Consider the following 12,028-nt stretch of genomic DNA (forward strand, 5'->3'; position numbering starts at 1 on the left):
CGACAGGAGACAAACACCATGCGAATTGCTTTCCCGAGCCTTCCCGGCGCGCGCGCCGTCCTGGCCGCGGCGCTGGCCGTGACAGCGCTGGCCGGCGGCGCCGCCAGCGCCGCGTATCCCGACCGTCCGATCACGCTGGTGGTCGGCTTCCCGCCCGGCGGCGGGGGCGATCTGTACGGACGCCTGATCGCAACGGCCCTGGGCAAGACGATCGGCCAGACCGTCATCGTCGAGAACCGTCCGGGCGCGGGCGGCAACATCGCCGCCAGCCAGGTCGCCAAGGCCGCGCCCGACGGCTATACCGTGCTGCTCGCCATGAGCGGCAACCTGGCGGTATCGCCCGCGCTCAAGCCCAAGACCCTGCCATACAAGGTGCCGGACGATTTCGCGCCGGTCGGGCTCATCCTGGAGGCGCCGCACGGGCTGTTCGTGGCGACCCAGTCGCGCTTCAAGACCGCGCAGGAGGTGATCAAGGCGTCCCGGGAAAAAGAGCTGACCTTCGCCTCGACGGGAACGGGCGCCGCCGCGCACATCGGCATGGAGACCATCAAGGAGCTGGGGCACCTGAAGCTGCTGCACGTGCCCTATAAGGGGTCCGGTCCGGCCATCACGGACATGATCGGCGGGCAGGTGGACATGTTTTTCGCCACGGCCTCGCCGCTGGTGCCGCAGGTGCAGCAGGGCCAGTTGCGCGTGCTGGCGTTGACCGGCAGCCAGCGCAGCCCGGTACTGCCCGACGTGCCGACCTTCAAAGAGCTGGGCATCGATATGACCATGACGCAATGGTATGGGCTGGCCGCGCCCGCCGGTACGCCGCCCGAGGTGCTCAAGGTGCTGTCCGACAACCTCTCGCGCGCGCTGAAGGATCCGTCCGTGCGGAATACGATCCGCAAGGATGCGGCGATGGAGCGCGACCTGCCGCTGGACAAGTTCCGGCAGTACATTGTCGAGGACATCGCCAACTACCGCAAAGCCGCCACGCCCGATCTGCTCAAACAGATCGGCCAATAGCAAGTCTTTCATTCCGTTCAATCATCCTGGAGATTCCGTCATGCTGCAGAACTGGACCGAGACGCTCGCCAACAACCGCAAGGCCGGCGAGGCACTGGGCAAGCACAACCCGCAACTGTTGACCGCATTCCGCGCGCTGAACCAGGCGCAGGGCGCCACCGGCACGCTGGACGCCAAGACCCGCGAGCTGATCGCGCTGGCGGTCGCGGTGACGACGCGCTGCGACGGCTGCATCGCGGCGCACGCGGACGCCGCCCGCAAGGCCGGCGTCACCGAGGCCGAGCTCAGCGAAGCGTTGGCCACGGCTATCGCGCTGAACGCGGGCGCGGCCTACGTCTATTCGCTGCGCGCGATGGACGCGCTGTCCGCCGGACAGGCGTGAACGGGAACCCGCGCATGTACACCACCCTGATCGATGTGAAGGATCTCGCCCGCGCCCTGGCGGGCCCGGGACGGGACGGCGTGCTGGTCCTGGATTGCGGTTTCGACCTGGCCGACCCCGGCGCGGGGCGCCGCCAGTACGAGGCCGGCCATATCCCCGGCGCGGCCTACGTGCACCTGGACGACACGCTGAGCGGCGCCAAGACCGGAATGAACGGGCGTCATCCGCTGCCGGACCGCAAGGCTTTTGCGGCCGCGCTGGGGGCGCTGGGCGCCAGCAGTGCTACGCAGATCGTCGCCTATGACAACGCGGGCGGCATGTATGCCGCGCGCCTGTGGTGGCTGCTGCGCTGGATCGGCCACGAGGCCGTGGCGGTGCTGGACGGGGGGATCGTCGCCTGGAAGGCGGCTGGCCAGGCGCTCTCCACGGCGCCGCCGGCGCCGCGCGCGCCGGGCGGCCTGACGGCGCGCGATGGCCGCCAACGCACGCTGACGTACGGGGAACTGCGCGACGCGCTGGCGGCGGGCGACCGGGTCGTGCTGGACGCCCGCGCGCCCGACCGCTACCGCGGCGAGAACGAAACGATGGACAAGGTCGGCGGCCACATACCCGGCGCGCGCAACCGGTTCTTCCGCGACAATCTCGACGCCGATGGGCGCTTCCTGCCGCCGGAACAATTGCGCCAGGCGTTCACGGCCCATCTGGACGGCCGCGCGCCCGCCGCGGTAATCAACCAGTGCGGCTCGGGCGTAACCGCATGCCACAATCTGCTCGCCATGGAAATCGCCGGCCTGACCGGCGCGGCCCTGTACCCCGGCTCGTGGAGTGAATGGAGCGCCCAACCGGACGCGCCCGTCACCACGGGTCCCGACGCCTAGAAACATGAACCGCGATACCGCTTCCCCGCCGCGGCCCGACACCGGCCGCAAGCCCCACAGCGCCCACTGGGGCGTGTTTTCCGCCGCCTGGAAGGGCGGCGTCCTGGATGTTCAGCCGCACCCCGGCGATCCGGATCCGAATCCGCTGATCGACAACTTCACCAATGCGCTGGACCATCCAGTCCGCGTGACCGCGCCCATGGTGCGGCGCGGCTGGCTCGAGCGGGGGCCCGGGCCGGACGCCCGCCGGGGAAGCGACTGCTATGTGCGCATGGAATGGGACGAGGTGCTGGACCTTCTGGCCCGGGAGCTCTCGCGGGTCAAGGAGCGGCATGGGCCGGAGGCGGTGTTCGGCGGCTCTTACGGCTGGTCCAGCGCGGGGCGCTTCCACCACGCGCAAAGCCAGGTGCACCGCTTCCTGAATACGGCCCTGGGCGGCTACGTGCGCTCGGTCAACAGTTACAGCGCGGGCGCCTCGGCCGTGATCCTGCCGCACATCCTGGGCAGCATGGACGACGTGGCGCGCCGCAACGTGACCTGGGAGCAGATCGTCGCGCACACCGATGTGGTGCTGGCGTTCGGCGGCATGGCGCTGAAGAACTCGCGCGTAGCCAGCGGCGGCATCAGCCGCCACATCGAGCGGGAGTCGATGCGCCAGGCGGCGCAACGCGGATGCCGCTTCATCAATATCAGCCCGCTAGCCTCCGACTTCCCCGGCGACGCCAAGGCCGAATGGGTGCGCGCCGTGCCTGGGACGGACGTGGCGCTGATGCTGGCGCTGGTGCACGAACTGGTTGCCAACGGCTTGCACGACGAGGCCTTCCTGAATGAATTCTGCGATGGCTGGTCCGTTTTCGAAGACTACCTGCTGGGCCGGCAGGATGGCCAGCCCAAGACGCCGGCCTGGGCCGCGCCGATTTGCGGCGTGCCCGCGGACCGGATCGCTGGCATTGCCCGAAGCCTGCCGGGCAAGCGCGTGCTGGTCACGGTAGCGCATTCGCTGCAGCGCGCCGAGCACGGCGAACAGCCGGTCTGGATGGGGGCGGTCCTGGCCGCCGCGCTGGGCCAGCTGGGCCTGCCGGGCGGCGGCTATGCGTATGCGCTTGGCACCCTGGCGCATTACGGCAAACGCAGCAACGCCGTGCCGGTAGCGTCGCTGCCGCAGGGCGTGAACGGCGTGAAGGCCTTCATCCCGGTGGCGCGCATCTCCGACATGCTGCTGCATCCCGGGGAACCCTTCGACTACAACGGCAAGCGCATGCCGTATCCCCATATCCGCCTGGCCTATTGGGCGGGCGGCAATCCCTTTCACCATCACCAGGACCTGGCGCGTCTGAAGCGCGCCTTCGCCACCCTGGACACCTTCGTGGTGCACGAGATCGGCTGGACGGCCACGGCGCGCCACGCCGACATCGTGTTGCCGTGCACGATGACGCTGGAACGCGACGATATCGGGGGCGCGCCCACGGACCCCTTGATGGTGGCCATGCACCGGCTGGCCGAGCCCAACGGGCTCGCGCGCGACGACTACGACATCTTCGCGGACCTGTCGTCCCGGCTCGGCACGCGCGAGGCCTTCACCGAAGGCCGCAGCAGCCGCGAATGGCTGCGCCACCTGTATGAGAAGACCCGCGCGGCGCTGCACGGCCAAGGCCTGGAGGCGCCGGATTTCGACCAGTTCTGGGAGCGCGGCGAACTGGTCCTCCCGCAGCAGGAAGACGACGGCGGCATCCTGCGGGCCTTCCGCAACGATCCTGCGGCCAACCCGCTGCCCACGCCCAGCGGCAAGGTCCAGATCAGTTCGTCGGTGGTGGCGGGCTTCGGTTATGCGGACTGCCCGGGCCATCCCGCCTGGCTGGCGCCGCAGGACGCGCCCACGCCGGCGCATCCGCTGTTCCTGGTTGCCAACCAGCCGGCCAGCCGCCTGCACAGCCAGCTGGATTTCGGCGCGCACAGCGTGTCGCAGAAGAGAGAGGGCAGGGAAGTCTGTTCCCTGCATCCGCGGGACGCCGCCGCGCGGGGCATCGCCGATGGCGACCTGGTGCGGCTTTTCAATGGACGCGGGGCCTGCCTCGCGGTCGTGCGGCTTACGGACGGCATGCTGGCCGGCGTGGTGCAACTGGCCACGGGCGCCTGGTACGACCCCGTCGATGCCCAAGCCGAGCATCCCCTCTGCGTGCATGGCAACCCGAATGTCTTGACGCGCGACGCGGGAACCTCGTCCCTGGCGCAGGGGTGCTCGGGCCAACTGACCGCGGTGCAGATCGAACGCTATGCCGGCCAGGCGCGGCCGGTCCGGGCGCATGAACCGCCTGCGATCGTCGAACGCGTGTGAGCGGGCGAGGGCCAACAGTTTTGTAACGCCGGGTGAACCGCGCCCGCGGTTCGGCCCATGCCGCCCTGATAGGCGGCGGGCGGCCGCCAGCGCTCCTGCCGGGTAACTCGCTGTGTCGCGGCGTTGGCTCTATAGGGAAGGGCGTTACAGATACTGCCAATTTTCATCAAATAAAACAGCATTCCCAGGGCAACTGATTTAGTTGTACACATTGCTTACGGCGGCGTCCGGCAGCATGGCGCTTCAAGACCGGCAGCGATAGAAGACAAATAAATCGGAGGAGGAGTCATGCGTACGTTCAATCGCAGGGCCGCCGCATTGCTGGCGAGCGGGTTGATGGCGTTGCTCGCGGGCTGCGCCGCGCCGGGAAGCAAAAAAGACACGATCGACATGGCCGGGCTATCGCAGCCGGTGGAGATCGTGCGCGACCGGCACGGCGTATCGCATATCTATGCGCAGAACCAGGAAGACCTGTTCTTCGCCCAGGGTTTCAGCGCCGCGCGCGACCGCCTGTGGCAGCTGGATCTGTGGCGCCGCCAGGGCGAGGGCAAGATGGCCGAACAGTTCGGCCCGCGATTCGTGGAGCAGGACCGCGCCGCGCGCCTGTTCCTGTACCGGGGCGACATGCAGGCGGAGTTCGCCAGCTACCACCCGCAGGGCAAGGCGATCCTGACCTCGTTCGCGGCGGGCATCAACGCCTACGTCGATTGGGTCAAGGCGAATCCCGAGCAACTGCCGCCGGAATTCAAGCTGACGGGCACCCAGCCCGGCTACTGGAGCCCCGAGACGTCGCTCATCCGCATCTACGGCCTGACCCGCAACCTCACCGAGGAAGTGAGGATGGCGCAACGGGTGGCCACGCTGGGATTGAACGCCGTGCAGGGTCTGAGTACCTTCGAGCCGCCCTTGGCGCTGCAGGTGCCGGCGGGCATGGACGTGCGGCTGGTCGACAACACCGTGCTCGCCAACTACACGCTGGCGCGCACCGGCCAGAAGTTCGTGGCCGCGGATTTCCCGCGCAGCCCCCTGGCCGAGGACCAGCGCGCGGCGCTTGCCCGCAGCCTGTCGGCGGGCATGCTGGCGTCCCTAGACCCGGCGTTCGACCCCTTGGCGGCCCGCTACGAAAGCAACAACTGGACGATGAGCGGCCAGCACACGGCCACGGGCAAGCCGATCCTTGCCGGCGACCCGCACCGTTCGATCACCATGCCGTCGCTGCGTTATATGGTGCACCTGAACGCGCCGGGCTGGAACGTGATCGGCGCCGGCGAGCCCGCGCTGCCCGGCGTATCGATGGGGCATAACGACCGCATCGCCTTCGGTCTGACAATCTTCGCGTTCGGCGACGAGGAAGACCTGTACGTCTACGACACCAACCCGGCCAATCCGAACGAATACCGCTACCGGGGCGGCTGGGAAAAGATGCGCCAGGTCGACGAGTCCATTCCGGTGCGTGGCCAGACCGCGGCGGTGCGCCAGTTGAAATTCACCCGCCACGGCCCGGTGATCCACGAGGATCCGGTGCGGCACAAGGCCTACGCGGTGCGCGCCGCCTACCTGGAGTTCCCGGGCACGGCAGCCTATCTCGCCAGCCTGCGCCTGAACCAGGCGCAGAACTGGAACGAGTTCGTGGCGGGCATGGAAAAGCACTACACCCCGAGCGAGAACATGGTCTATGCCGACGTGGACGGCAATATCGGCTGGTTCGGCGGCAGCATCGCGCCGATACGCCCGCGCGCCGACTGGTCCGGCATGCTGCCCGTGCCCGGCAACGGCGACTTCGAGTGGCGCGGCGTCCTGCCCGGCAGCTCGCTCCCGCGCGCCTACAACCCGCCCGAAGGCTATGTCGCCACCGCCAACGAGTACAACCTGCCGGCGGATTTCCGCTACAAGGAAATGTCGGCGCGCACCTGGGCCGAGCCTTACCGCGTCCAGCGCATACGGGAGGTGATCGCCGACGGCAAAGGCATGACGGTCCAGAACTCGCAGGCGCTGCAGTTCGACAACCTGTCGATTCCCGCGCGCACGCTGGGCGGCTACGCCAAGACCCTGAATTCGGCGGACCCAGCGCTTAGCCAGGCGCTGAATCTGCTCAAGGGCTGGGATTACCGGGTAGGCACGGAAAGCACGGCGGCCACCGTCTATGAGTTCTGGCTGCCCGAGGTCGTCAAGCGGGTGTCCGATCTCTATGTGCCGGCAGCGGGCCGCGGCGTTTTCGGCGATCTGTCCACCCGCAAGACGCTGGAGAAGCTGGCCGCGCCGGACGCCGCGTTCGGCCCGAGGCCGGAGCAGGGCCGCGACGCGCTGCTGCTGGAGGCGCTGGGCGACGGCGTGCAGAAATTGCGCGCCAAGCTCGGCTCGGATCCGGCGCAGTGGCAATGGGGCAAGCTGCACCATATCCAGTTCGAGCACAGTCTGGCTGGCCTGCTGCCGGCGGAAACCGCCAAGGCCTACGGTACGCCGCGCTATCCGGTCGGGGGGGATAACGACACAGTGCATCGCGCTACCTTCCGCAAGACCGACTTCCGCCAGATCAGCGGCGCGTCGTACCGCCAGGTGATCGACGTGGCCGATTGGGACAACTCGCGCGTCCAGAACGTGCCAGGGCAGTCCGCCGATCCGCGCAGTCCGTACTACCAGGATCTGCTCAAGGGCTGGGCCACCGGGGAGTACTTCCCGATGGCGTTCAGCCGCGCCAAGGTCGATAGCGAGCGGGCGGACACACTGACGCTGCGGCCGGCGGCGAAGTAGGGGAGTTGCAACTTAAGCTGTCCGCGTCCGCGGACAGCCGCGGCTTCCCGCCGGCTTCGTTGTCCGATTGACAAGGGTGCTTACGCACGGTTGCCAGTTGTACCCGCCCGCGCCAGTTAAGGTCTCGATAGCAGTGAGCGCCGCCAGTCCGGCGGCGCATTCGAGCCTGGACCGCCGTGCGCGCCCGACCGCGCGCCGGAGTTCCCGATCTTGGAAATAGAAGGGACCGATGCATTCTTCGCCGTCATACCAATCAACAGCGCACAAATCCTCATCCCATCAGCCCATGACGTGGCTGCAGGAGCGCAAGCAGTTCGTCAAGGCGCTCCTGTCCAATCCCGCGGCCATCGGCGCGGTCGCGCCATCTGGCCCGGCCCTGGCGGCGGCCATTACGGCGTCGATTCCGCCCAATGCCGGAAAAGTCCTCGAACTGGGCTGCGGCACGGGCGTTTTCACGCGCGAAATGCTGCGCAAGGGCGTCGACCCGGCCCGTCTCGTTCTGGTGGAGCAGGACGAGGCAATGAGTTCCAGCCTGCGGACCCAGTTTCCCCAGGCGGCCGTGCTGCAGGTGTCGGCCCAGGAGTTGTCGCGGGACAGCCATCCGGAACTGGATGGCATCGGCGCGGCCATTTGCGGCTTGCCGTTGCGCAACATGAGCGGGGCGCACCATCATCGCCTGCTGACCGCCGTCTTCGACGCCATGGCCGAAGGCGGCTCGATGGAGCTGTTCACGTACGGCGTCCGCTGTCCGATCGCGCCGGGGGTGCTGGACGCCTGCGGGCTGTCTGCCCGCCGGGTCGGTTTCGTGCCGTTCAACCTGCCGCCGGCCTCGGTGTTCAGCCTCGCCAGGAGGCCATAATCGCCATCCGGCATCACTGAAATATTCCGCGCCCGCCGGGCGTATTGCTACAGGTTGCTGCCCAGGCGCTGCCATACTCGAAACATTAGGCGGTAACCCTGGCGGAGGCCAACGCTTCATGCTCGGCGCTTAAGCACCGTCCGGCGACAATCAAATTCTCGCCATGCTCGGGCACGAGCGACAAGGCTGGCGGTTCAAGCGGGCGCTGGAGTGTTCATGCTTTGCGTTGCAGCGTGTGATAGCCCAACTCGGCCCGTGCTTCCCGGATGGTAGCGCCCTTGCTGATACGCTCGCGGATGGAAGCTTCGACGGATTCGATCTTGCGTGCAGTCTCGGCGACCTCGCGGGCGCGCTCGCGCGGAACTATCACCACGCCATTCGCATCTGCCACCACGATGTCGCGAGAGGCAACGCGCGCCGTACCGATACTCACAGTGGTATTGACCGATTCCACCTGTACCCGGTCCTTGCCCGTGCGCATGAAGCGTCCAGCGCTGAAGATGGGGTAGCCGTCGCCCAGTGCCTTACCGACGTCGCGGCATACGCCATCGATAACCGTTCCGGCAATGCGGCGAATGCCGGCGTATTGCGTCATGATGTCGCCCCACACTGTGCAGTCGGTGCGTCCATCGTTGTCGATCACCACAATGTCGCCTTCTGCGACGTCGTCGATGAAGTCGCCAACCGTGCCGGCCGGCGTCGATGCAGGGACGTACTTAACGGTAAAGGCGAGCCCAACCACCGGCCGGGAGTAATTGTCCAGCGGCATGATGCCTAAGGCCTGACCATGGATTCCAAGTTTGTCCATGGCATCCGAGACGCCCGGGGTGTCGAGGCCATCGAACAGCGCAACCAGTCCTTGGTCTTGCGCAGCGGCTTTCTTAGGATTGCTCATTATTGTTCCTGTTGAAGGGATAGAAATGGGGGCAGGCTCATTTCGAGTTGATGGCTTCGAACTCTTTGTCGTGCATGACCTCGGCGACCGAGCGGCCCGAGCGGACGGCGGCGACCATGCCGTCTTGGCGCTTGGCGATGCGTTCGCCCAAGTCCAGCACTTCCTCTATTCGGGCGGCGGGCACGAAAACGGCACCGCAGCGGTCCGCGATAACGTAGTCATCCTCGTGAACAGTGACGCCGGCCATTTGGACCGGTTTTCCGGAATCGATCTGGATAACCCGGTTACGCGCGCTAATCATGGTGACGCCGCGTCCGTAGACCGGATAGCCAATTGACTCACTGCCTTCAATATCGCGGCTCAATCCATCGATGACGGATCCGCGGACGCTTTTGACGCGTGCAGCGTTGGCGAGGATGTCGCCCCAGCAGGAAATGCCGTCGGCGCCGCCGGCGATCACCAGCACGCGGTCGTCCGTCACTACGGCGTCAATTACGGGCGAGATCAGGTGGACGGCGGGCTTGGCGTCCGTTTTGGGACCTAACTGGATGGTGCTGGCGCGGCCGACAATTTTGGGGCAATCCCACAGCGGGCACAGGCCATACGTGGCGCCCGGCAGGCCAAGAAAGTCGAGTGCGTCGGACACGGTGTTGGTGTCAAGCGCGGCGAGGCGTTCGAGCGTGATTGCTTGGGACATGAGGCCATCTCCAGAATGAAGATTTCATTATCAAAACTAAACACTGATAGATAAAATCGTATTTAAGTATCTCTGTGATATGACTTTAGGATCAGACATCTCGGCGATGCCTACCGGGTGCTAATCCGACATTCGCGACCTTCAACGGACGTGCTGGAAGGAAAAAACATGAGCACTATCGACTTCAGGCTGATACGGCAACTCTGGATGTTCCTTGCCGTGGCCGAGGAACGGCATTTCGGGCGGGCGGCAGCGCGTCTGGGAATGTCGCAGCCGCCGCTGACCGAGCAGATAAAGGTGCTCGAACAATCGTTGAAGCTGCAATTGTTCGACCGCTCCCGGCGCGGTACGCAACTTTCCGCCTCCGGCGCGGCGATTTTGCCCGCCGTGCGCCAGTTCGCCGGGCAGGTCGAGCAACTTGAGCGCGTGGTGCGTGAAGTCGCAGCCGGGCAGTCCGGGGTGCTGCATGTTGGTGCCATTACCTCGGCCATGCTGGATACCGTGCCGCCGCTGCTCAATGAACTGCGGCGGTTGCATCCGCACCTGACCGTATTCGTGCGAGAGATTGACAGTGTCGAAGCGGTGCCTGCGCTGGCATCTGGTGAACTCGATTTGGCATTCGTACGGATCGATGGAAACGTGGGGAAGGGCATCTCAACGCTGCCGCTAACCGAAGACCGGTTGGCCGTGGCGTTGCCCAAGGAGCACAAACTTGCCGCGTTGTCGCGGGTGCGCCTGCAATCGCTCGCCCTTGAGCAACTTGTGATGTCGTCGCGGCAGGTAAGTCCTGTCTATTTCGACATGTTGACTGCCATCTGCCGATCTCACGGGTTTACGCCCCGCGTCTTGCATGAGGTGCGGTCGGTTTCCTCGCAGATTGCCTATGTGGGGTGTGGCCAGGGCGTCGCGCTCGTTCCGGCGTCCATGAAGAAACTGGCGCCGGAAAACGTCGTCATCAGGCCGTTGAAGGAGAAGGTAATGGTGGTCACGGCTGCACTGGCGTGGAACGCGGCGCGGTACCACCCGTTAGTCGATGTGGCCGTGGAATGGCTAAAGAAGACTCACCCGCGAAAGCGTTCGGAAGGCTGAGACGAGGCGGCGCAAACTGCGTCGCCTCGTTCCCCCTCCATTTATTTTTTTTCTGCCGCGTCTTCCTGGAAAGCGCGCGTCTGGCGGTCCAGGCTTTCTTTCCAATCCGAGCCGGGTTGGAATGCCAGCACCGCGGCGTCGCGCCCGGACGCCGCCAGGAAGGCGGGGTCCTTGAGGGTGTCCTGGCGCGCTAGGCTTCGCCGGTTTGCGGCGCCTGCGCGTCCGACTGGAAGATCTTGCCGAAGTCGCAATGCTCTTGGGCCAGCGCCGCGATCGCCGGGATCAGGGTGCTGGGGCGGTCGCCGCGAAACACGGCCGCATAGGCTGCGGCGGGCAGCGCGGGCGTGACTGTCAGGATTTCCAGCGCGCCCGATTCCACCATGGGCGCAAGAAATGTCCTGGGCAGGTAGCTGACGCCCATGCCCGATATCGCCAGGCCGATCAACGCAACCAGGCTGTTGCTTTGCACGGTTTGCTCCGGCTGAACCCCCACTGATCGAAACCAGCGGTTGTAGAGCTGGCCGGTGCCGGAGCGCTCATCTTGTGTTAGCAAGCGGTGCTTGATCAGGTCCTGCACTTTGAGCCGCCGCCGCGGCACTAAGCCAGGCTTGCACATCCACGAATTGACGACCTCGCCGACCCGGCGGGAGATGAAGCGCTGGTCGTTGAAGACGTCGGGCACGATCATCAGGTCCACTTCGTCGGCCAGCAGCTTATCGCGCAGGATGGCGCTGGTGTCCACATGGGGTTCGATGATCACGCGGGGATAACTCGCCTGGATGGCGCTTACCAGCCGCGGCAGCCAGGTCATGGCCGTCAGTTCCGTGATGCCGATGCGCACGTGTCGTTCCATCACATCCGGCCGCTGGAACTGTTCGATTGCCGCATCCCGCTGGTCGAGCAGCCGTTTGGCCAGCAGGAACATCTCTTCGCCCTTTTCCGTGAGTCGGGCCGCCCGCAGCGTGCGGTCGAACAGCGGTGTATCGAACAGGGCTTCCAGTTCCTGTACGCGCTTGGAGACCGCCGATTGGGTCGTGTGCAGCCGCGTGGCCGCGGCAGCGAAGCCACCAAGCTGAACGACCCAGTACACGGCTTCGAGTTGCTTGAAGGTGATCAACGCAGCACTCCTTT

The 12,028-nt window shown here is 66.1% G+C and carries 11 protein-coding genes; 7 read left to right on the top strand and 4 right to left on the bottom strand.

Annotation, left to right across the window (positions count from 1 at the left end; translation table 11 throughout):
- Positions 1-18: 18 nt before the first annotated feature.
- The 6 genes from AGI3411_RS13595 (at position 19) to AGI3411_RS13620 (ending at position 8,216) form a co-directional block, all read left to right on the top strand.
- Positions 19-1,011, top strand: coding sequence for a Bug family tripartite tricarboxylate transporter substrate binding protein (locus tag AGI3411_RS13595; protein WP_129527898.1), 993 nt, complete (start codon positions 19-21; stop codon positions 1,009-1,011).
- A gap of 40 nt (positions 1,012-1,051) precedes the next feature.
- Complete coding sequence (locus AGI3411_RS13600) at positions 1,052-1,393, top strand: carboxymuconolactone decarboxylase family protein (protein ID WP_129527899.1); 342 nt, start codon at positions 1,052-1,054, stop codon at positions 1,391-1,393.
- Positions 1,394-1,407: 14 nt separating this feature from the next.
- Complete coding sequence (locus AGI3411_RS13605; protein ID WP_129527900.1) at positions 1,408-2,271, top strand: sulfurtransferase; 864 nt, start codon at positions 1,408-1,410, stop codon at positions 2,269-2,271.
- Between the two features lie 4 nt (positions 2,272-2,275).
- Positions 2,276-4,606 (top strand): molybdopterin guanine dinucleotide-containing S/N-oxide reductase, encoded by a 2,331-nt coding sequence (locus tag AGI3411_RS13610; RefSeq protein ID WP_129527901.1) that lies wholly within the window; start codon positions 2,276-2,278, stop codon positions 4,604-4,606.
- Between the two features lie 336 nt (positions 4,607-4,942).
- Entirely contained in the window at positions 4,943-7,357 is a 2,415-nt protein-coding gene (locus AGI3411_RS13615; protein ID WP_244240357.1) for a penicillin acylase family protein, read from the top strand.
- Positions 7,358-7,643: 286 nt separating this feature from the next.
- Positions 7,644-8,216 (top strand): class I SAM-dependent methyltransferase, encoded by a 573-nt coding sequence (locus AGI3411_RS13620; protein ID WP_244240351.1) that lies wholly within the window; start codon positions 7,644-7,646, stop codon positions 8,214-8,216.
- An 85-nt stretch (positions 8,217-8,301) separates the two neighbouring features.
- On the opposite strand, the gene AGI3411_RS30520 is transcribed toward AGI3411_RS13620, so the two are convergent.
- The 3 genes from AGI3411_RS30520 to AGI3411_RS13635 are packed head-to-tail and all read right to left on the bottom strand — an operon-like array spanning position 8,302 to position 9,808.
- Positions 8,302-8,400: an FAD-dependent oxidoreductase gene (locus tag AGI3411_RS30520; protein WP_208748095.1), complete on the bottom strand. Its 99-nt coding sequence runs from the start codon at positions 8,398-8,400 to the stop codon at positions 8,302-8,304.
- A gap of 30 nt (positions 8,401-8,430) precedes the next feature.
- The gene (locus tag AGI3411_RS13630; RefSeq protein WP_129527904.1) at positions 8,431-9,111 is read right to left on the bottom strand and encodes an RraA family protein; all 681 of its coding nucleotides are present in this window, start codon (positions 9,109-9,111) and stop codon (positions 8,431-8,433) included.
- 37 nt (positions 9,112-9,148) lie between these two features.
- A complete protein-coding gene (locus tag AGI3411_RS13635) occupies positions 9,149-9,808 on the bottom strand; it encodes an RraA family protein (protein ID WP_129527905.1) in 660 nt (219 codons plus the stop codon).
- 168 nt (positions 9,809-9,976) lie between these two features.
- Here AGI3411_RS13635 and AGI3411_RS13640 point away from each other — a divergent pair, with 168 nt between their 5' ends.
- Entirely contained in the window at positions 9,977-10,897 is a 921-nt protein-coding gene (locus AGI3411_RS13640; RefSeq protein ID WP_129527906.1) for a LysR family transcriptional regulator, read from the top strand.
- A 190-nt stretch (positions 10,898-11,087) separates the two neighbouring features.
- On the opposite strand, the gene AGI3411_RS13645 is transcribed toward AGI3411_RS13640, so the two are convergent.
- Positions 11,088-12,014: a LysR family transcriptional regulator gene (locus tag AGI3411_RS13645; protein WP_341867913.1), complete on the bottom strand. Its 927-nt coding sequence runs from the start codon at positions 12,012-12,014 to the stop codon at positions 11,088-11,090.
- Positions 12,015-12,028: the final 14 nt, after the last annotated feature.

Origin of the sequence: Achromobacter agilis (genome assembly GCF_900496965.1) — a bacterium.
Classification (GTDB): Bacteria; Pseudomonadota; Gammaproteobacteria; order Burkholderiales; family Burkholderiaceae_B; genus Achromobacter; species Achromobacter agilis.